Origin of the sequence: Christensenella massiliensis (assembly GCF_040409835.1) — a bacterium.
Taxonomy (GTDB): Bacteria; Bacillota; Clostridia; order Christensenellales; family Christensenellaceae; genus Christensenella; species Christensenella massiliensis.
The window spans coordinates 1,611,799-1,631,142 of the sequence record NZ_CP117826.1 but is presented as its reverse complement, the minus strand read 5'-3'; the positions used below and the strand labels follow the sequence as shown (position 1 = coordinate 1,631,142).

Below are 19,344 nucleotides of genomic sequence, written 5' to 3'. Positions count from 1 at the left end.
GCTGGGGTTTTGCGGCCCTGCCTTTGATGTGATCTGCTGAATTAAAAAACGCCGCCCTCTTGGTGTGAAAGGCGGTATTTTTCGCTCACAGATTCTCCAGAATGCGGATATCGTTTTTTACGATAAACTGCTGTTTTTTGGGCGGCGCGCCGCTCATGAGGGAATTGAACGCGAGCTTCACCGCCTCATAGCCCTGCGCAAACGGCTGCTGGCAGATGGTCGCGTGGATGAGCCCCGCGCGCATCAGCTCCTCCGTCTGCGGGATATGGTCGAATGAAACGATGTGCAGCCTGCGCCCCGGCAGGAAAGACTGCACCGCGCGGCAAACGCCATAAATGCCTGCCGCCACGAGGAAGATCGTATCGATCTCCGGATGGTCGGTCAGCATTTTGCGCGTGCTTTCAAAGCCGATCATATCGTCGTCCTGCGTTTCCATAATGGAAAGGAACCGGAATTTGGGATATTTTTTATACATCACGTCCAAAAAGCCGTCGATACGCTGCTTGTGGCCGAGGATATGCACAGAGCCGGTGAGGATACCGACATTTGCGACCCCGCCCGTCATCAGGCCCAGCATGCCGCAGGCGATGCGTCCGCCCTCGAAATAGTCGCTGCCTACATAGCATAGGCGGCGGCAGTTTTCGATGTCCGTATTGAGCGTATAGACCTGAACGCCCCGCGCGGCCAGCTCGTTTATCTTTCCGGCGACCTCCGGGGTATTGATGGGGTTGAAGATCAGCGCGCTCGAATCGGCTCCCATTTCGGTCAGCGCAGCGATCTGCGCGTCCACATCGTAGCCCTTTAAGGTGCGCAGGACGACCTTTACGCCGTAATCGTGGAGCTCGCGCTCCGCCGCGTGCACCCCGCTGATGACCTCGGCAAAAAATGGGTTGCCCTCGCTTGCGAGAAGCACGCTGATGATATAGGATTTTTTCCGCGCGGCGAGCGCCTTGCCCGCCCGGTTCGGCTTATAGCCTACCTGCTCGGCAATGCTGCGCACGAGCCGCTCCTTTTCGGGGGAAACATGCCCGCGCCCGTTAAGTACGCGGTCTACTGTTCCGCGCGAAACGCCGCTCAGTTCGGATATTTGTTTGATCGTTGCCATGATTGCCTCACATTCGGTTTGAATACAAGTTCTGTGTGCTCGTGCACATGTTGTATGGTTTTATGATAAAGCCTCGCGGGGATACTGTCAACTGTCTTTCACGGCAAAGAAAAAAACGTTGACTGCGGCGCGATACGGTGGTATTCTTAAAGCAAAAGCGTGTGCACGAGCACACATCTGTATTTATGATCCAATAGAAAAATAGATCCAAGGGGGAATTGTGATGGAGATTCAAGCGGTCACCTCGCCGGCGTTCCGGAAGTACGGAAGGATCGTCGGGGGGATTGATTTTACGGAGCTTTTGGAAGCGATGAAAGCTACTCCCACACCGGACGGCGTAGTCTATGAGCCGAGCGTTCCGCAGCTCGAAGCGGCGGAGGGAGTATTTCAGGCGCTGCGCGACCGGGTATACGGCGGCCTGCCCATTCAGATCGGCTACTGCAACGGGGACAACCATACGCTGAACGCAGTGGAATATCACCGGTCGAGCGAGATCAACGTCGCATGCACGGATATGATACTGCTCATTGGAATGCAGCAGGATATCGACCCGGATACGTTTGAATACGATACGTCCAAAATGGAGGCGTTCCTCGTGCCCGCGGGCACAGCCGTCGAGGTATACGCGACGACGCTGCACTATGCGCCGATCAGCTCGGACGGAAAATTCCGCGTGGTAGTCGTGCTGCCGAAGGAAACGAACGAGCCGCTGACGTTCACGCCCGGAAAAGAGGGAGAGGACGCGCTGCTGTTCGCGCGGAACAAGTGGCTGATCGCACACCCGGAAAGCGGGCTGGAAAAAGACGGCGCGTTCATCGGGCTCAAAGGGGAAAACATTACGATATAATCAATTTTAAATGGAGGTCAAAGTTATGAACAACATTCCTGAAGTAAAATTAGGCGTGATCGCGGTGAGCCGCGACTGCTTCGTGATCTCGCTGTCCGAACGCCGCCGCGCCGCGGTAAAAGAGGCGTGCGGAAAGAAAGGTATCGACCTTTTTGAAGCGAAGACAACGGTGGAAAACGAAACCGACATGCTGAAGGCCGTAGAGGAAGTGAAGGCGGCAGGCTGCAACGCGCTGCTCGTGTTCCTCGGAAACTTCGGCCCGGAAACGCCGGAAACGCTGATCGCAAAATATTTCGACGGCCCGGTGATGTATGCGGCGGCAGCTGAGGAAACAGGCAAAGACCTGATCAACGGACGCGGCGACGCATATTGCGGCATGCTCAACTGCTCGTATAACCTCGGCCTGCGCAACTTAAAGGCATATATCCCGGAATATCCGGTCGGCACGGCGGAGGAGGTCGCGGATATGATCGCGGACTTCATTCCGGTGGCGCGTGTGCTGATCGGTCTTTCCAACCTTAAGATCATCACGTTCGGGCCGCGCCCGCAGGACTTCTTCGCCTGCAACGCGCCCATCAAGCCGCTGTATGACCTCGGCGTAGAGGTGCAGGAAAATTCCGAGCTCGACCTGCTGGTGGCCTACCGCGCGCATAAAGACGACCCGCGCATCGCGGACGTTGTGGCGGATATGGCGAACGAGCTTGGCATGGAGGGGAACCAATATCCAGACCTGCTGCCCCGCATGGCGCAGTTTGAGCTTACGCTGCTCGACTGGGCGGAGCAGAACAAGGGCGCGCGCAAATATGTCGCGTTTGCAGACAAATGCTGGCCGGCATTCCCGTCGGAATTCGGCTTCGAGCCTTGCTATGTAAACAGCCGTCTTGCTTCAAGGGGCATCCCGGTGGCGTGCGAGGTGGACATCTACGGCGCGCTTTCCGAATATATCGGCGCGTGCATCACGGGCGACGCGGTGACGCTGCTCGACATCAACAACTCCGTTCCGCGCGACCTTTATGAAGAGGACATCAAGGGCAAGTATGATTACACGCTCAAGGATACGTTTATGGGCTTCCACTGCGGCAACACGCCGTTCTGCAAGCTTGCAAAGGGCGCGGCTGTAAAATATCAGCTGATCCAGAACCGCCTGCTTGAAAACGGCGGCGAGCCGGACTTCACGCGCGGCACGCTCGAGGGCGACATCGCCGCAGGGCAGATCACGTTCTTCCGTTTGCAGAGTGCGGCGGACGGTACGCTGCACAGCTATATCGCGCAGGGCGAGGTGCTTCCGGTGGCGACGCGTTCGTTTGGCGGCATTGGCATTTTCGCCATTCCGGAGATGGGACGCTTCTACCGCCATGTGTTGATCGAAAAGAACTATCCGCATCATGGCGCGGTCGCGTTCGGCCACGTCGGCAAGGCGCTCCACAGCATTTTCCGCTATCTCGGCGTGAAAGACATCATGTTCAATCAGCCGAAAGGCATGCTGTATCCGACGGAAAACCCGTTTGCGGAATAAGAAAAAGCTTGCAAAAGGCCCTGCATTGCAGGGCCTTTTTTGTAAGGGGAAAAAAGGTTGTCGGGGAACTGTCGTATAGACGTCATGGGAATGGTAGCGTTTTTGTGATAGAATAGTAATGTGGAAGCAGTGGGGGAACACTGCCAAAAGAGACCGGAAGCATTCGGTCTCTTTTGTTATGCAGAAAAAAGGAAAGGAGCAAACAGGATGAAAAAGGCGAAGAAAAGGAATTGGTATGAGGAGCAGAAGGAGAGGAGGGAAAGAGAACAGCGGGAAAAAGAGGCGCGGGAGCAGCGGAGGAAAGCGGCGCAAAGGAGAAGAGCGGAGCAGGCCGGAACGGGGAACGGATATGCGGGGGTGGAAAAAAAGACGGCCGAACCGTGGAAAAGCACGGCCGGAACGGCGAAAAATCAAACGGACGTTGCTGCGGAAGGAGTTTTGCCGCAGGGAAAACGGATTAGAGCGGACGTTGCTCCGACGTGGGTGAACACGGCAGGGCCGGGAGGAGGCGCAGAGCTGTGGAAGCAGGTGAAGCTGGAGCCGGGGGAGACGGCGGCGGATTACTATGAAAAGAAACGAAAGCAGCGGGAAGCGGACAGAAAGGAAACGGACGCAGCATTCAGCCGTGCGCTGGAGGAGACGCAAAAGGAGCTGCGGGAACAGCGGCTGGGCGTAGCAGAGGGCTTTGGGAGGAAGAAGCGGTACAACCGGAACTATGAGGACCTGTTCGGGCTGCCGGAGGGAGGAGACTTCCGAAGCCGCGTGGAGGGAACGCGCGGATGGGATAAGCTGAACGGGAGCGAGCAGTATGATAGAATGGTGTATATACAGGAGGAATTGGAGAGGCGGAAAAAAGAACGGGAAAAGGAAGAAGAAATAGGGTATAATACGATCAACGGGAGAAATAAACAGCGGGATGTATGGAACGGGCAGCGGCCGTCGCGGACGATGGAGCTTATAACGGAGAAGCCGCAGGGAGGAGCCGGAAGAGAAACGGCGGATGCGGTATGGAGCGGCCCGGCGATCGTCAGGCGGCCGGAGGAAATCCCGGAGGACGTATGGAACGGGCTCGACTGGCGCGGGCGGTTAAGCGCGGCCGGCAGGATAGAGGGGGCAAAGCAACGGGAGGCATGGATCGCAGGAGAGCGGGAGGCGGCAAACCAGCCGACAACCGGCAGGGCAGGCGCGGAGCTTCTGATGGCAGATGTGAATGAGGAGCAGGCGAACGGTCTGAACAAGACGAATTTCCAGACGTCCGGCTTGCGGCAGGCAAATCCGGCTGTTCAGACGGTTTCCGCTTCCGGTGTATGGACAGAATTGCCGGAGGTATTCGATTCGTATGACGATCTTAAGAAGCTGGCGCCGGACGGCGTTTTGGCAGGACTGATGAGCGCGGGCCTCACCGAGGACGCATGGAACAGCATGGCGCCGGAAGAACAGGAGGCGGTTCTCGCGCCGTGGGTGGAGGGCGGCCCGGGCCGGGAAGATTTGTCGCCGGGGGCGCAGGAGGTAGTAACCAAAATTGAAAACACAATGACGGAAATCATGAATGATGAGGAGAAGCGCGGGCAAGTGCTCGGCGGGCTGGGAACAGCCGCGAATGTCGCGAGCGTAATGGGAGCGCTCGGCGGGCCATTGACGGACGCGGCCAGCCAGAAAGCAGCGGAAAGGATCGTGCAGGAGGCGCTGAAAGACACGGAGTTTGACGGCGAGCTTTCACCGGAGCAGCTGCGGGATATTTCACAGGGCATAAACGCATTTTTTGACATCCGCGTGGACGAGGACGGCGTCTGGCATTCGACAGGCAATGGAATTGCCCACCGAGAGGGCGGATATGCGCCGGTGATGGACGACGTGGCGGAGAACATATTGGGCTTTGACCTGAATTCGGGCACGGTGGATTATGAGGTGCCAGCTGAAAATGGAAAATCATCTGCCGAACACCAACTGCGCGGCTGGGGAGGCAGCTACGGCGGCCTGCTGGGCGGTGAGTTCGGCATCTATGAAAAAAATGACCGAGACGAATGGGTAGAGTCGAGCAGCGACCGCTTCAACGTGGAGCTGACGCTGGAGGACAAGGACGGGCACAAGCTGTTCAGCTATGGGCAGGAGGACGCGAAGTTCTGGCAATATGCGGCGATGCACCCGGAGGACATGCCCAAATTGATGGTGCAGGAGGGCTACGCGAAAAATGAAGAGGAGGCGCGCGCGATTGTGGACAAGCTGAACGCGGGCGACGTCGTGGTGCGGGGGCGCATCATTGGGAATGGAGACACGGACGAGTCTTATCTCCGGGCAATGGAAGATGGGATCCGTGCGCAGAACGCGGAGAAAGCCAAGGGAGCGTTCTGGAGCCCGCTTGGTTATATGATGACGGAGGCGGAGCAGATCAAAACATCCGGGCGGGGGCGTACGGATGACGGCAGGCCGTACATTGACGTCAGCCTGAATTCACCGTGGTACAGAGGAGGAAACTGAAGATGAAAAGAATTTTAGCGGCAGTGACAGTAGTGGCGCTGTGCATGGCGCTCGTGGGATGCGGGGCACTCTCCGGCATTGCATCAGTATTTACCGGCAACGGAGACCGAGACTACTATGTTACGGATCCAAGCCTGCATGTATTGGAGGATATGGACGAGTTTGGGGTATATGAGGATGGCAAAGCCATCCTCATGCCGGAAGAGATGGGAGGAGGTGGATTTTTATTCGACGAACCTCACTCTGGTCGCTATAGTGAAGATTATAATTATTTAGGAAAAGAATATGACTTCCGGGGGCGGGATATTACGACAAAGCGGGGGATCGGCATCGGGAGTACGATGGAGGAAGTGATAGAAGCCTACCCGGATATCGCGTTCAGCCTCAGGCCAGATGGAGGAGGAACGCCATATATTTTTGATCTTTCTCCCGCGCAGGTGGAGTATAGGATTCGTGACTATGAAGATGAAGAGCAATATTTTATAATACAACGACATGAACTAAAAGATGGCGAATTATTGAGCAGCGCTGGATATTGCGATTATATCCATGAAAATGGACTGCATGGCGGATATGTGTTCGCCAACCAAGAAGAGTATTTTGAATCTATTTGGGAGATTAGCTTTACTGTGAAAGACGGCGTGATAACGCACATAGGAATATGGGATGAGCTGAATAATTAATAGAATGAATTTAAGGAAAAAGATTTTAGCGGCAGTGACAGTAGGGGTGCTTTGCATGGCGCTCGTGGGGTGCGGGGCACTCTCCGGCATTGCATCAGTATTTACCGGCAACGGAGACCGGGACTACTATGTTACGGATCCAAGCCTGCATGTATTGGAGGATATGGACGAGTTTGGGGTATATGAGGATGGCAAAGCCATCCTCATGCCGGAAGAGATGGGAGACGGAATGGATATAGGGATTACTTTTAACAAGCCTTATTCAGAGTATTTTGGAGAATATTACACGGGAAAAGAATACGATTTCCGTGGGCGGGATATTACGACAAAGCGGGGGATCGGCATCGGGAGTACGATGGAGGAAGTGATAGAGGCCTATCCGGATATCGCGTTTCTTCTGTTTTCGGAAGATACAGGCGATCAAAATATTTTTGATCTTTCTCCCGCGCAGGTGGAGTATAGGATTCGTGACCATGAAGATAAAGAGCAATATTTTAAAACAGTACGGTTTAAAACAAAAGATGGCGAATTATTGAGCAGCGCGGGATATTGCGATTATATCCATGAAAATGGACTGCATGGCGGATATGTGTTCGCCAACCAAGAAGAGTATTTTAAATCTATTTGGACGATTAGCTTTACTGTGGAAGACGGCGTGATAACGCACATAGAGATTGGCAGCGAAACGCTTTAAATCGATGTGGGGAACTGAAGATGAAAAAGATTTTAGCGGCAGTAACAGTAGTGGCGCTGTGCATGGCGCTCGTGGGGTGCGGGGCACTCTCCGGCATCGGAGCGATGCTTGTAGGAAATGGTGAAAGAAGTAATTTTATCGTAGATCCGAGCCTGCATGTCTTAGAGGATATAGACGAGTTTGGGGTATATGAGGATGGCAAAGCCATCCTCATGCCGGAAGAAATGGGAGACGGAATGGACAGGGGGATTACTTTTAACAAGCCTTATTCAGAGTATTTTGGAGAATATTACACAGGAAAAGAATATGACTTCCGGGGGCGGGATATTACGACGAAGCGGGGGATCGGCATTGGGAGCACGATGGAAGAAGTGATAGAAGCCTACCCGGATATTGCAATCGGACTCCAACGAGAAAACGGGGAGCTTCCCTATATCTGCGATATTTCCGCAGCGCAGGCGGAATACAGGATACGGGAATATGAAACGGAAGAACAATATTTTAGAATAGAGCGGCATGAGACAAGAGATGGAGAGCTATTGAGTACGGCTGGCTTTCTTGCCTATGTCTATGACAATGGATTAAGCGGAAACTATGTGGTGAATCACATGGAGGAATATTTCGATTCTGCTTTGCGGATTAGCTTTATGGTGGAAGATGGAATAATAACGAATATAGGAATATGGGATGATTTGGATGATTAATAGAATGAATTTAAGGAAAAGGATTTTAGCGGCAGTGACAGTAGTGGCGCTGTGCATGGCGTTCGTGGGGTGCGGAGGAATCTTTCTTTCAAAAAACGATAAGGAAAAATTCTATGTTACGGATCCAAGCCTGCATGTATTGGAGGATATGGACGAGTTTGGGGTATATGAGGATGGCAAAGCCATCCTCATGCCGGAAGAGATGGGAGACGGAATGGATATAGGGATTACTTTTAACAAGCCTTATTCAGAGTATTTTGGAGAATATTACACGGGAAAAGAATACGATTTCCGGGGGCGGGATATTACGACGAAGCGGGGGATCGGCATCGGGAGTACGATGGAAGAAGTGATAGAGGCCTATCCGGACATCGCGTTTCTTCTGTTTTCGGAAGATGCAGGCGATCAAAATATTTTTGATCTTTCTCCCGCGCAGGTGGAGTATAGGATTCGTGACTATGAAGATGAAGAGCAATATTTTATAATACAACGATATGAACTAAAAGATGGCGAATTATTAAGCGGCGCTGGATATTGCGATTATATCCATGAAAATGGACTGCATGGCGGATATGTGTTCGCCAACCAAGAAGAGTATTTTGAATCTATTTGGGAGATTAGCTTTACTGTGAAAGACGGCGTGATAACGCACATAGGGATTGGCAGCGAAACGCTTTAAATCGATGTGGGAAACTGAAGATGAAAAAGATTTTAGCGGCAGTGACAGTAGTGGCGCTGTGCATGGCGCTCGTGGGGTGCGGGGACGCATCATTGGGAATGAAGGACACGGACGAGTCTTATTTCCGGTATAAACCGGCAAAAAAAGAACAAGGCGGCATACTTTCATGCCGCCTTTCCGTTTGCTCCCGTCAGCCCACCGCCTCATTGATGCAATAGGACGCTTTTGTGAACGTAACGCCTTTTTCCGTCAGCTTTTCGGGCAGTGTGAACGTCAGCTGTGTGCTTTTTCCGGAAAGAACAGTCTCGTCTGACGAAGCGGTCTGCGCACAGATGATTCCCGAATCGTCGGAAAACAGCGCGGTCACACTAATATTCTGACAGGCAAAGCTGGAATGATTCGTGATGGTAAGCGTATAGGACGTATCCGTCACACTTTCCTCAACAGCAAGACTGTCCGAGATATCGGTACGCGAATTTGCGTTCATAGTGACGGAAACGCTTGCCGTTACGGCAGGCGGCAAATCGCCGTCATCCTTTTCCACAGGAACGATGATAGTTCCACCCGGAGCAAACTGGTAAAAGTCGTATGTCTTTTCGCCGTCCGGATAATTGACGTGGACCGTCACCATCGGGATCGTCACATCATTTCCGTTCCGGACTTCTATGATCATGTTATTGCCGCTGATCATGGTAGGGCTGCAAGAGATCCGGTCTGCATATTCCTGTAGGGCGCGGCCTACTTCCTGTTCGTCGTAAACCGCATCGCCGTCCTCCTGCTTTACTGCGGCCTCGGGAACGATGCCCTCCTCCACGAGCTCCTGCATCTGCTGCTGGTCAAGCGAGGGAGAGGCGGCTTCCTCTGCGGCGGGCTCCTCTGCCGGGGAAGCTGCTTCCATACCCTCCTCCACAGCCGTTCCCGCAGCCGTTTCAGCCGGCTCAGGCGTGCTCACGATCTCTATTTTTCCCATATCAGATATTGATACTGCACAGGCAGTCATGCAGGCCGCTGCGGCGAACAAAACGGCGGCCAGTGCAACCAATTTCTTCATAGCTACTCCTAATCTATTCAATAAAACGCGGAAAACCGCACATTCTCTTCGTATGCATTATAACAGATACGAAAATTTTGTGTTACAATAGGGAATGGATTTTACAAATTATTCACGAATTCTGCATGGAAACGCCCTTCCCGGGCGGTGTTTAGGACGGAAAGGAAACGGTTATATATGATGGTGTATGCTACGGTGATCTTTGATATGGACGGCACATTGCTCGATACGCTTGCGGACCTTACGGACAGCCTGAACGCTGTGCTTGAAAAGAATGGCTTTCCCACGCGCAGTGCGCGGGAGGTCAGAAGCTTTCTCGGAAACGGCGTCCGGTTCCTCATCTCTTCCGCTTTGCCGGAAAATACGGAAAAGCAGGCAGAGGAGCGTGTTTTAAACGAATTTAAGGCATATTATGCACAGCATCTGCAGGATAAGACCTGCCCCTATGAAGGCATATTGCCGCTGCTCCGCTCTCTGAAAGAAATGGGAGTGCGGACGGCGATCGTGTCGAACAAATTCGACCAAGCGGTCAAGCTCCTGAGTGCGGATCATTTTGAAGGGCTTGTGGAAAGCGCGGTAGGCGAGAGCGGGACAGTGCGCCGGAAGCCATCGCCCGACGGTGTCCTCGCGGCAATGCGGGAACTTTCCGGAGCACCTGAAAAAACGCTCTATGTAGGGGATTCTGAGGTGGACGTTCTGACCGCAAAAAACGCAAGAACAAAGTGTGTGGGCGTAACGTGGGGTTTTCGGGACAGAGACGTCCTCGAATCCGCGGGGGCCGACTATATCATAGACAGACCGGAGGAATTGCTTGACATCGTCAAAAACGGCTGAGTGGATTCCGGGCATTTGGGGAAAACTAAAGTGCAGGGAGAATGAAACATGGAAAGAAAAATATGGATCGCGATCGTGTGCATAGCGATCATCGCGCTTGCAGCGGCAGGCTGCGTGCAGCCCGCAGAGGGCGGTACACCGGCGGATGCACAAGTTCCGCAGGATACGCAGCTTTATGCGGAACGCCTGATGGATTATGAAATGGAACATAAAAACAACGTTCCGGACGCCATCAGGGTGGGAGAAGTGGAAGTGGTCGGGCAGCGCACCTATACCGTGGCGGAGGCGCTGGCAAAGAGCGAAGACGGGCAGGAGGTCATCATGGGAACGTTCGCGTTCGATCTTGAAACGGGCGATGTGTTCGAATATCATGCGGAAAGCGGAGAGCTCACTCAGTTGTTTCGCGTCACAGATGGTTAAAGCGGGGGCCGCGGCCCCTTTTTTAATATCTAAAAGTGAAAATATATTTTCAAATTATTGACATTTTATTTTTAAAACGATATGATGAAAACGGAACGATATACAGGCGCAGGAAAGAGTGGGATGTATGAACGGAGAATTAAGAGAGCTTCGGCAAAGCGAGATCTATGAATATATCAAGGGGCGCAGCCTGACTACGATACAGAATATCAGCGAGGCGCTCCGCATCTCGCAGTCCACCGTACGGCGGGACCTCAAAAAGCTGGAGGAGGAACGGAAGATCGTGTCTTTCCACGGCGGCGTTTCCGCACAGGTCGGAGACGACCCGTTCCCGGAACGGAAAGTGCGCCATCCCAAGGAAAAAGAGGCGGTGGGCGTACGGGCCGCGCAGCTGGTGGGTCCGGGAGAGCTGCTCTATATCGGCGGAGGCTCCTCTGCCTATGCGTTCGCGTCCGCGCTTGCCCGGCGTACGGACCTGAAAGATGTCACGGTCATTACTGCCGCCATGAATATCGGGAACTGCTTTCTGGAAAATCCGGGCTTTCAGGTCATCGTGCCCGGCGGAGTGCTGAGAACATTTGATGAAAGCATGACCTCACAGATGACGATAGACGGCCTGTCCGCATTCAACTTCAGGAGAGCGTTTCTGGGTGTGCAGGGCCTTACGGTGGAGCGCGGCTATACGCTTCCCACCATACAGCTTGCGGAGTTGAAAAAGGCAGTCATCGCCCATACGGAGCAGGTCGTCCTGCTCTGCGACCATACGAAGATCGGTCTGGTAGGCTCCTACAACATCTGTCCGGCGGCGCGTATCGATACGGTCGTGACGGATAAAAAGAGTGCGGAGGCGGATGAACGGAAAAAAATCGCCCGCGCAGGTGTGGAATTTATTGATGCATGAAAAGGAATCGCTTCCTTTCCAAATAAGATTAAAATACCGGAGGAGAACAGGAACATGAATGCAAAAGAAGCGGCGCATTTGATCGATATCAGCGCGGTAAGGACGCATCACACGATGTCGGACATCGAGGAGATCGTGGGGTATGCAAAGGAATATCAATTCATCAACGTGCACGTGCTGCCGAACTGGATGAAGCAGCTTGCAGAGATGCTGAAAGATGTGGACGGGGTATATGCGGGCGGCCCGGTAGGCTTTCCGTCGGGGGCGCACAAGACGCAGACCAAGATTCTGGAAGCGGTTGGGCTCATACAGGACGGCATCGAGGAAATGGATATCGTAATGAACGTAGGGCGCTTCAAAAATAAGGAATATGATTACGTGCTGAACGAGCTGAAGCAGATCATCGGGCTTGCGAAGAATGCGGGGCGGCCGATCCTGACGAAGGTGCTGATCGAGCTGAACTGCCTGACGGAGGCGGAAGCGGACAAGGCGTGCGAGCTTGTTGTGGAGAGCGGAGCAGACTTTCTCAAGACGGGCACGGGCTGGGTGCCGGGGGATGCGAACATCGAGCGGATCCGGAGGATCAAGAAGAACCTTGCGGGAACAGGAGTGAAGGTAAAGGCAGCGGGGGGGATCCGCACGCGTGCGGAATTCGACGAGCTGCTCGCGATGGGAGTGGAGCGCTTCGGCATCAACACGCAGTCTGCCATCGAGATCGTAAAATCGTTCGAGTAAAAAGCGGATAAAGGATGAACAGGAGAAGCGATGCTGAAGTATGAACACATCATGTTCGATATGGACGGTACCTTTATCGATTCGCGGAATTTTCACGGACTCGCGTTCCAGCGCTATTTCAAATCACTGGGAAAAGCGGTGGATATGGAGGCGGTCAAAGACGCGCTCGGCGTAACGGTCGCCGATATCTTCCACCGTATCGGCATTACGGGTGCGGAGGAAGAACGGGCGTTCGACCATCTGGCGGAGTTCTACAAAACGGGCGCGGCAGACGACCTGATCGCGCAGATTCCGTTTGGACCGCACGCAAAAGAAACCTTTCGCGTGCTGCATCAAGCGGGATACCGGATGAGCATCGTAACGAATTCCTTTACGGAGCTGGCGGAAAAGATATTGGAGCTTCATGAGCTGCAAGAGTATTTTGCAGAAGTCGCGGGCGCGGATAGGCATTCGCTGGATAAGGAGGGCCGCTGCCGCGCCATACTCGGCAAATACGGCGTAGCCGCAGACCGCGCGCTCTATGTGGGAGACGCGGAGCGAGACATCGAGATCGCGAACACGATCGGCTGCGACGCATGCTTCGCCGATGTGCCCATCGGCTGGGCAAAGGATCCGGAAGCGCTTGTGCACCGGCTGGCCCCTGCGTATGTGATACGCGGCCTTGGCGAATTGCAGGCGCTTCTCACATAACGGGCGCAAGAAAAAAAGAGCTTCCGCATGGTTTTTGCGGAAGCTCTTTTTTATGTTACATACAGCTTAGAATTCGGGGATGACGATCTTCTCCCCGCCTTTCAGGCAGGATTCGTGCCCGCAAATGCCTGCCGCCGTGATGTTGGCGGACATTCTTGCGTTCAGCAGAGGTTCGCGCTCTTCAATGATGGAAGCGACGAACTCCTGCACAAGGTGCGGATGGGAACCGCCGTGACCGGAGCCCTGAATAAAGGAAACGTTTTCCTTGTTGAGGATCACCTCTCGCTTCGTAAAGGGCTTCAGCTCGTCGATCAGCAGGTCGTCCGTGTCCGGCGCGTGGAAACGGCGCGCGTTTTCGCCGCCCTCAAAGAGGACGGAACCCTCCTCGGCGATCTGGTCCCATTCATAAGACATCTTTGTGCCATATACGTCGAAGCTCTCGCGGTACTGGCGAACCGTCTCATACAGGGAACGGGTCGCCTCCGCAACGACGTCCGTATCCTTCAGACGGAACGTGAGCGTTTCGCAGGCGAACGGCGAACCGTAGCGCTTCGCAAGGTCTTCGGAAATATGCCCGGAGCCGTGGCCGATGACGGAGAGCGCCTCCGTTTTGTTGATCATGAGCAGCGGGGAAATGGCGTGCGTGCCATACCAGAAAGGCGGGAAGCCCAGCCAATATTCCGGCCAGCCCTCAAGCCCCATATCCTGCATGTGGCTGCCGCGTACGAGCTGGATGCGGCCCATCTGCCCGCTCTCCACCAAATGCTTGACATACAGGTATTCGCGCGTATAGACGGCGGTCTCCATCATCATATAGACCTTGCCGCTCTTTTTCTGCGCGTCGCACAGATTTTTTAATTCCTCGATGGTAGTAGCCATAGGAACGGTGCAGGCGGTGTGCTTGCCTGCCTCAAGGGAAGCAAGCGATTGCTTGTAGTGGTCGAGGATGGGCGTGATGATGTGGATCGCGTCGATCTCTTTCGAGGCGCACACATCGTCAAAGCTCGTAAACTGCATAGACTCGTCGATGCCGAGCTCTTTACCCGTCTGCGCGAGCGCTTCCGGATTGCGCTGGCAGATCGCGACCTTCCCGACATTCGGGTGTTTCTGATAAAGCTTGACAAATTCCTTGCCGAAATTCATACCGATCACAGCAACATTGATTTTTTTCATGGGATATCACTCCTGTTTTTTAAGATTAACTTTATCATAGCACGCGGTTTTCCCAAAAGGCAATAGACGGGGAAAATAAAAATGCCGGAAGAAAAAATATTGACAACCCGGGAAGTGTGTGCTATTCTTTACTTAAACGATTAAGAAGCACGCCAGAACGAAATAAAAATTGAGGGTAGACAAATAAACGTTTTTTGATTACAATAGATTCACACGGCGGTCAGTTCAATAACCGTTGATAGGAAGAAAGTCCGTTGCAGGAGAATGCTTTTCTGCAAGCTGTCATGCAAAAGTGCAGAGGGAAAGATATGGTCTCGGTTTTCTGGGGTATCAACTGCCGTTTTATTGGAAAGAATAGGAGCAACCACCGTGTGCACGGGCACAAATTGAAGACATGAGAGATTTGCAGAGCCCGGAAAGAGGGGGAACGAAACAGATCCGCAGCCTTTGAAACCGCTGCGGAAAAGCGGAGAGGTCGGCCGTTTGGAACAAATCAGTCTTGAAAAAAAGACAAAGGTGTCCTATTTTGCTTTTTGGTAATAAACTATACTGAAATGAAGCAAAAGACTGCAAAAAGGTGTAGAAATTTAGCCATAAAAAAATGCGCTCTGTTGAGCGCATAATAGTAGCAATATGGTATTGGTCATAAACGTACAGGATTTTGACCATACGGAAATATACCGTTGCAGGCGGATCGGAAAGGCCGTATGGCAATGGGTATGCGGATCATTTTCTCTGCCGTGAAGCAAAATGCAGGCGGAGGACGGCTGCGGCACGGCTCGCTCTTCGTTTTATCCCTATGTAAAACAGCGCTTCGCAAATGGGTTTCCCATTTTGTGCGCGGCGGCTTTCAGCCGGAAAGGGCATGAAGATGAATTGCCCGGCATCCGGGAATCCCGGAAGAGCAAGGATGCCGGTTCTATTCTGAAATTGAAATTTATATGGAGGTGGTGAGAAAATGGCAGAAGAGATTTTGAAGCTGACGAATATTTCGAAAACCTTCCCGGGCGTAAAGGCTTTAAATGGTATTAACTTCAGCCTGAACGCCGGAGAGGTGCATTGTATTTGCGGCGAAAACGGCGCGGGAAAATCCACGCTGATCAAAATTATCTCCGGCGCGTACCAACCGGACGCGGACGGCGAGATCTGCTTCTGCGGAAAACCCGTCAAGCTGGATCCTTTTTCGGCCATGAAACTTGGTATCCAGACGATTTATCAGGAGCACAACGTATTCGAGACGCTGAGCATTACGGAAAACATCTTTGCGGGCATGGAGATCACAAAAGGCGGCATCATGCAAAAGCAGGAGATGGAACAAAAGACACGGGAGGTCTTGGAATACCTGAATAGTGACCTGCAGCCCGATCAGATCGTAGGAGACCTTTCCTCGGGTGAACAGAAGATCGTAGAGATCGCGAAAGCGCTGGTGTTCGACCGGAAGGTCATCATCCTCGATGAGCCGACGGCGTCTTTCTCGGCGTCGGAGATCGATAATCTGCTCGATATCGTCCACAAGGTAAAAGCACGCGGAATGGGCATCATTTATATTTCTCATCATTTGGACGAAGTATTCCGCATCGCAGACAAGATCACGGTCATCCGCGATGGGCAGTATATCAAGACGGTGGGCGTGAACGAGACGGATGAGCCTCACCTCGTGCGCGATATGGTCGGCCGCGACGCTTCCGCCTTCTATACCCGCGAATTCTATCCTGCGGGCGAGACGGTCATGGAAGTGAAGAACCTGACGGGCAACGGCGTGCGCAATGTATCGTTCAAGCTGCGCCGGGGCGAGATCGTCGGCTTTGCGGGCATGGTCGGCTCCGGCCGGAGCGAGCTCATGACGCTGCTGTTCGGCGGCGCGGAGCGCCTGACCGGTGAAGTAGAGGTGCTTGGCAAAAAGGTCAACTACAAAAACCCGAGCGACGCGATCAAAAACAAGATGTGCTATATCACGGAAGACAGGCAGCATACAGGTCTCTTCCTGATCCACACCATCGCACGCAATACGCTCATTGCCAATATGGTCAACACAAAGGGTTCCTATATCAATCCGAAGACGGAGATGAAGGTCGGAAACGAATTTGTGGAAAAGCTGGGGACAAAAGCAAAGGACGCTGCAGTGCTGGCAGGAAACCTGTCGGGCGGGAACCAGCAGAAAGTCGTTTTGGCGAAGTGGTTCAATACAGACGGAGAGATCTTCATCTTTGACGAGCCGACGCGCGGTATCGACGTCGGTGCAAAGCAGGAGATCTACCAGATCATGATGGACCTTTTAAAACAGGGCAAGGCGATCATCATGGTATCCTCGGATATGCCCGAGGTCGTCTCCATGAGCGACCGCGTTATGGTCATGAAAGCCGGAGAGCTGGTTGGCGAATTGGGCCGTGACGAAATATCCGAAGAAAATATTCTCGAGTATTCAATAGGGGGTAAAAAAATATGAAGCAGCAGCCATCTTCTATTTCCGGCAAGAAGCCGTCTATTTTCAGGAGAAGCGACCTTGCAATGGTACTTACCATTTTGGTGGGCTTTGTAGCCGTAATGTTTGTGATAGAGCTTGCAGGCGGTACATTTAAGTTCTTTACACCAACAAACTGGCTCAACATTCTGATGCAGAATACGGTAATCGGCATCATGGCAATGGGCATGACGATCGTTATGATCGCGGGCGGCATCGACCTTTCGGTCGGTTATCTCGCGTCTCTCGGCGGCATTTTCGTTGCGAAAGGCATCGTAGACTGGGGCATTCCGGTCGTTCCGGCGGTGATTCTTGGCATCTTGATCTGTATCGGCCTTGAAGCGATGCTTGGCGCGATCATCGCGCGCCTCGAGGTGGAACCGTTCATCATCACGCTGGGCGGAAGTATCGCGTTCCGCGGCATCGCACTTCTCATGTGCCAGTCCCGTGAGGTCGTTATGCAGGGGCAGCTTGAGGGTTTCAAGACAAACCTGATCGAGGGTGCGAAATCTCCGGATGGCCTCAATATGACCTTGCCAATATATGTCGTGATTTTTATCATCATTGCTATCATAGTTTGGTGGGTGTTGAAATATACAAAATATGGCCGCAGGATCTTTGCGGTCGGCGCGAATCCGAGCGCTGCCTATCTTGCCGGCATCAATGTAAAGAACATCAAGCTTTCGTCCTATATTATTAATGGATTGCTTGTAGGTATTGCGTCTATTTTGCTGTTGGCCCGCGTTGGCACCGGTATCATCACGAACGGTGAGGGTATGGAGATCGACGTCATCGCGGCAGTCGTTATCGGCGGCGTTGCGATGTCGGGCGGCAAAGGAAACGCGATGGGAACGCTCCTTGGCGTGATTTTGCTCGGCGCGATCACAAACGGCATGACGGTCCTGAAGCTGCAGTCCGAATGGCAGTTTGTCGCAAAAGGTGCGATCATCATTGCAGCAGTTGCGGCGGGCGCTATCTCAACGAGGATCGCCGCACGTGCGGAGCTTCGCCAGCAGAAGCAGGAAGCGTTGGCAGAGCAGGCTGCGGCGGAACAAAAATAATGATATTGACCGGAAACCGGTTGATATAAAATCCCTGTAATTTGTGTAAGTGAGCACACATGAAAAAAAATCAGGAGGAAAACATGAAAAAGATTATTGCTATTCTCGTATGTGTAGTAATGGCAGCAGCTCTGTTCACGGCATGTGCGGCAGAGACTCCGGCTGAAACTTCGGCTCCGGCTGAAGAATCCGCTTCCGCTGAAGCTTCGGCTCCGGCAGAAGAGTCCGCTGAGGCTTCCGAACCGGCTGCTTCCGGCGAAGCAAAGACGATCGGCTACTACAAAGACGCGGCTGACGACTATTACAAGGCTGGCTATGAAGTGTTCCTTGAATGCCTGAAGGCAGACCCGGAAACGGCTAACTGGGAAGTGATCGACAAGGTTGGTCAGGGCACGGCTCAGGAACAGCTTGCTGCGGTTGAAGACTTTATCACCACGGGCGTTGACGCGATCGTAGTGGTTCAGAACTCTCCCGAGATCACGGCTGAGTGCATCACGAAAGCAAACGAAGCGGGCATCCCGTACTTTGCTCTCACGCACGCTCCGACGGTTCCGGCAGGCGGCGAGCTCGCTGGCTTCATCGGATATGACTTCGTTGAGACCGGCGTTATGGCTGGTGAAGACGCGCTCCAGTACAATAACGGCGAAGGCGTTAAGAAGCTGGTCATGGTAGAAGGCAAGCTCGGTCAGGGCACGGCTTCCGCGCAGTCCCTCGGTTTCCTGCAGGCTTATGAAGAGGCTGGCAAGGACATCGGCGGCACGGCGAACGACGTTGCTGTAAACAAGACGGCAGGCGGCGCAGACCTCGAGATCGTTCAGTGGTCTTCCGGCGACTGGATGGCTGACCCGGCTAAGAAAGTGGTAGCTGACGTTATCACGGCTCTGGGCGCAGATGGTTTTGACGGAATGTACGTTCAGAACGACGAAATGATGGACGGCGCGATCCAGGCGATCGAAGAAGCTGGTCTCAATCCGGCTGACTACTGGCTCGGTTCTTCCAACGGTAAGGAAAAATCCTGGACGTGGGCTGAAGAGGGCCGCGTAACGATGGACGTTAACCAGACGCCCGCGCTTGAAGGCGACGCGCTCTATCAGATGCTGAAGGCATACTTCAACGGCGAAGAATACAGACAGTATATCGCTCCGTACCTCACGCCTTACAACTCCTCCAACGTTACCGAGCTGACGCTGGTACCGTATGTTGCTGCTGATTACATGGCAGGCCGTGAAGCGGGCGACTATGTAACGGATATCAACGATCCGAAATTCACGGACGCGACGGAACTGATCACGTTCAACTAAGAAAGAATCTA

At 53.2% G+C, this 19,344-nt stretch carries 19 protein-coding genes; 16 read left to right on the top strand and 3 right to left on the bottom strand.

All coding sequences use genetic code 11. The features are described from left to right. Window positions 1-85: 85 nt before the first annotated feature. The gene (locus tag PUP29_RS07835; RefSeq protein ID WP_353422911.1) at window positions 86-1,105 is read right to left on the bottom strand and encodes a LacI family DNA-binding transcriptional regulator; all 1,020 of its coding nucleotides are present in this window, start codon (window positions 1,103-1,105) and stop codon (window positions 86-88) included. Window positions 1,106-1,328: 223 nt separating this feature from the next. Here PUP29_RS07835 and PUP29_RS07830 point away from each other — a divergent pair, with 223 nt between their 5' ends. From PUP29_RS07830 to PUP29_RS07795, 8 genes are all read left to right on the top strand, one after another. Further along, window positions 1,329-1,952, top strand: a complete 624-nt coding sequence (locus tag PUP29_RS07830) for a DUF4867 family protein (RefSeq protein WP_353422910.1) — start codon at window positions 1,329-1,331, stop codon at window positions 1,950-1,952. Between the two features lie 25 nt (window positions 1,953-1,977). Next, window positions 1,978-3,468 (top strand): L-fucose/L-arabinose isomerase family protein, encoded by a 1,491-nt coding sequence (locus tag PUP29_RS07825; RefSeq protein WP_353422909.1) that lies wholly within the window; start codon window positions 1,978-1,980, stop codon window positions 3,466-3,468. 207 nt (window positions 3,469-3,675) lie between these two features. Beyond that, the gene (locus PUP29_RS07820; protein WP_353422908.1) at window positions 3,676-5,946 is read left to right on the top strand and encodes a hypothetical protein; all 2,271 of its coding nucleotides are present in this window, start codon (window positions 3,676-3,678) and stop codon (window positions 5,944-5,946) included. A gap of 2 nt (window positions 5,947-5,948) precedes the next feature. Next, entirely contained in the window at window positions 5,949-6,629 is a 681-nt protein-coding gene (locus tag PUP29_RS07815; protein WP_353422907.1) for a hypothetical protein, read from the top strand. 4 nt (window positions 6,630-6,633) lie between these two features. Then, window positions 6,634-7,323, top strand: coding sequence for a hypothetical protein (locus tag PUP29_RS07810; protein ID WP_353422906.1), 690 nt, complete (start codon window positions 6,634-6,636; stop codon window positions 7,321-7,323). A 20-nt stretch (window positions 7,324-7,343) separates the two neighbouring features. Beyond that, a complete protein-coding gene (locus PUP29_RS07805; RefSeq protein WP_353422905.1) occupies window positions 7,344-8,027 on the top strand; it encodes a hypothetical protein in 684 nt (227 codons plus the stop codon). A gap of 4 nt (window positions 8,028-8,031) precedes the next feature. Further along, a complete protein-coding gene (locus tag PUP29_RS07800) occupies window positions 8,032-8,706 on the top strand; it encodes a hypothetical protein (RefSeq protein ID WP_353422904.1) in 675 nt (224 codons plus the stop codon). A gap of 20 nt (window positions 8,707-8,726) precedes the next feature. Beyond that, window positions 8,727-8,924 carry a hypothetical protein gene (locus tag PUP29_RS07795; RefSeq protein ID WP_353422903.1) on the top strand — a complete coding sequence of 66 codons (198 nt, stop codon included), beginning with the start codon at window positions 8,727-8,729 and terminating at the stop codon, window positions 8,922-8,924. Here the strand turns inward: PUP29_RS07795 and PUP29_RS07790 are convergent. Then, window positions 8,897-9,757 (bottom strand): hypothetical protein, encoded by an 861-nt coding sequence (locus PUP29_RS07790; RefSeq protein ID WP_353422902.1) that lies wholly within the window; start codon window positions 9,755-9,757, stop codon window positions 8,897-8,899. The genes PUP29_RS07795 and PUP29_RS07790 overlap by 28 nt on opposite strands. 177 nt (window positions 9,758-9,934) lie before the next feature. Between PUP29_RS07790 and PUP29_RS07785 the strand changes: the two genes are divergently transcribed. The 5 genes from PUP29_RS07785 to PUP29_RS07765 all read left to right on the top strand — a co-directional run bounded on the left by PUP29_RS07785 (window position 9,935) and on the right by PUP29_RS07765 (window position 13,337). After that, window positions 9,935-10,591, top strand: a complete 657-nt coding sequence (locus PUP29_RS07785; protein WP_353422901.1) for an HAD family hydrolase — start codon at window positions 9,935-9,937, stop codon at window positions 10,589-10,591. Between the two features lie 48 nt (window positions 10,592-10,639). Further along, window positions 10,640-11,011 carry a hypothetical protein gene (locus PUP29_RS07780; RefSeq protein ID WP_353422900.1) on the top strand — a complete coding sequence of 124 codons (372 nt, stop codon included), beginning with the start codon at window positions 10,640-10,642 and terminating at the stop codon, window positions 11,009-11,011. Window positions 11,012-11,138: 127 nt separating this feature from the next. After that, window positions 11,139-11,912: a DeoR/GlpR family DNA-binding transcription regulator gene (locus PUP29_RS07775; protein ID WP_353422899.1), complete on the top strand. Its 774-nt coding sequence runs from the start codon at window positions 11,139-11,141 to the stop codon at window positions 11,910-11,912. A 54-nt stretch (window positions 11,913-11,966) separates the two neighbouring features. Further along, on the top strand, window positions 11,967-12,647 hold the full coding sequence (gene deoC / locus PUP29_RS07770; RefSeq protein WP_353422898.1) for a deoxyribose-phosphate aldolase: 681 nt from the start codon (window positions 11,967-11,969) through the stop codon (window positions 12,645-12,647). Between the two features lie 30 nt (window positions 12,648-12,677). Then, a complete protein-coding gene (locus tag PUP29_RS07765) occupies window positions 12,678-13,337 on the top strand; it encodes an HAD family hydrolase (RefSeq protein ID WP_079546412.1) in 660 nt (219 codons plus the stop codon). A gap of 66 nt (window positions 13,338-13,403) precedes the next feature. Here the strand turns inward: PUP29_RS07765 and PUP29_RS07760 are convergent, their stop codons facing one another. Next, window positions 13,404-14,510, bottom strand: a complete 1,107-nt coding sequence (locus PUP29_RS07760; protein ID WP_353422897.1) for a Gfo/Idh/MocA family protein — start codon at window positions 14,508-14,510, stop codon at window positions 13,404-13,406. 958 nt (window positions 14,511-15,468) lie between these two features. On the opposite strand from PUP29_RS07760, the gene PUP29_RS07755 reads away from it, so the two are divergent. From PUP29_RS07755 to PUP29_RS07745, 3 genes are all read left to right on the top strand, one after another. Continuing rightward, window positions 15,469-16,956 (top strand): sugar ABC transporter ATP-binding protein, encoded by a 1,488-nt coding sequence (locus PUP29_RS07755; RefSeq protein WP_079546415.1) that lies wholly within the window; start codon window positions 15,469-15,471, stop codon window positions 16,954-16,956. Continuing rightward, window positions 16,953-18,032 carry an ABC transporter permease gene (locus PUP29_RS07750; protein WP_079546416.1) on the top strand — a complete coding sequence of 360 codons (1,080 nt, stop codon included), beginning with the start codon at window positions 16,953-16,955 and terminating at the stop codon, window positions 18,030-18,032. The genes PUP29_RS07755 and PUP29_RS07750 overlap by 4 nt, the downstream gene beginning before the upstream one ends. An 83-nt stretch (window positions 18,033-18,115) precedes the next feature. Next, on the top strand, window positions 18,116-19,333 hold the full coding sequence (locus PUP29_RS07745) for a substrate-binding domain-containing protein (protein WP_353422896.1): 1,218 nt from the start codon (window positions 18,116-18,118) through the stop codon (window positions 19,331-19,333). Window positions 19,334-19,344: the final 11 nt, after the last annotated feature.

Excerpts from the sequence above, each read along its gene's own strand:
- PUP29_RS07835 (WP_353422911.1), bottom strand. The coding sequence starts at position 1,105 with ATGGCAACGATCAAACAAATATCCGAACTGAGCGGCGTTTCGCGCGGA.
- PUP29_RS07830 (WP_353422910.1), top strand. The coding sequence starts at position 1,329 with ATGGAGATTCAAGCGGTCACCTCGCCGGCGTTCCGGAAGTACGGAAGG.
- PUP29_RS07825 (WP_353422909.1), top strand. The coding sequence starts at position 1,978 with ATGAACAACATTCCTGAAGTAAAATTAGGCGTGATCGCGGTGAGCCGC.
- PUP29_RS07820 (WP_353422908.1), top strand. The coding sequence starts at position 3,676 with ATGAAAAAGGCGAAGAAAAGGAATTGGTATGAGGAGCAGAAGGAGAGG.
- PUP29_RS07815 (WP_353422907.1), top strand. The coding sequence starts at position 5,949 with ATGAAAAGAATTTTAGCGGCAGTGACAGTAGTGGCGCTGTGCATGGCG.
- PUP29_RS07810 (WP_353422906.1), top strand. The coding sequence starts at position 6,634 with ATGAATTTAAGGAAAAAGATTTTAGCGGCAGTGACAGTAGGGGTGCTT.
- PUP29_RS07805 (WP_353422905.1), top strand. The coding sequence starts at position 7,344 with ATGAAAAAGATTTTAGCGGCAGTAACAGTAGTGGCGCTGTGCATGGCG.
- PUP29_RS07800 (WP_353422904.1), top strand. The coding sequence starts at position 8,032 with ATGAATTTAAGGAAAAGGATTTTAGCGGCAGTGACAGTAGTGGCGCTG.
- PUP29_RS07795 (WP_353422903.1), top strand. The coding sequence starts at position 8,727 with ATGAAAAAGATTTTAGCGGCAGTGACAGTAGTGGCGCTGTGCATGGCG.
- PUP29_RS07790 (WP_353422902.1), bottom strand. The coding sequence starts at position 9,757 with ATGAAGAAATTGGTTGCACTGGCCGCCGTTTTGTTCGCCGCAGCGGCC.
- PUP29_RS07785 (WP_353422901.1), top strand. The coding sequence starts at position 9,935 with ATGATGGTGTATGCTACGGTGATCTTTGATATGGACGGCACATTGCTC.
- PUP29_RS07780 (WP_353422900.1), top strand. The coding sequence starts at position 10,640 with ATGGAAAGAAAAATATGGATCGCGATCGTGTGCATAGCGATCATCGCG.
- PUP29_RS07775 (WP_353422899.1), top strand. The coding sequence starts at position 11,139 with ATGAACGGAGAATTAAGAGAGCTTCGGCAAAGCGAGATCTATGAATAT.
- deoC (WP_353422898.1), top strand. The coding sequence starts at position 11,967 with ATGAATGCAAAAGAAGCGGCGCATTTGATCGATATCAGCGCGGTAAGG.
- PUP29_RS07765 (WP_079546412.1), top strand. The coding sequence starts at position 12,678 with ATGCTGAAGTATGAACACATCATGTTCGATATGGACGGTACCTTTATC.
- PUP29_RS07760 (WP_353422897.1), bottom strand. The coding sequence starts at position 14,510 with ATGAAAAAAATCAATGTTGCTGTGATCGGTATGAATTTCGGCAAGGAA.
- PUP29_RS07755 (WP_079546415.1), top strand. The coding sequence starts at position 15,469 with ATGGCAGAAGAGATTTTGAAGCTGACGAATATTTCGAAAACCTTCCCG.
- PUP29_RS07750 (WP_079546416.1), top strand. The coding sequence starts at position 16,953 with ATGAAGCAGCAGCCATCTTCTATTTCCGGCAAGAAGCCGTCTATTTTC.
- PUP29_RS07745 (WP_353422896.1), top strand. The coding sequence starts at position 18,116 with ATGAAAAAGATTATTGCTATTCTCGTATGTGTAGTAATGGCAGCAGCT.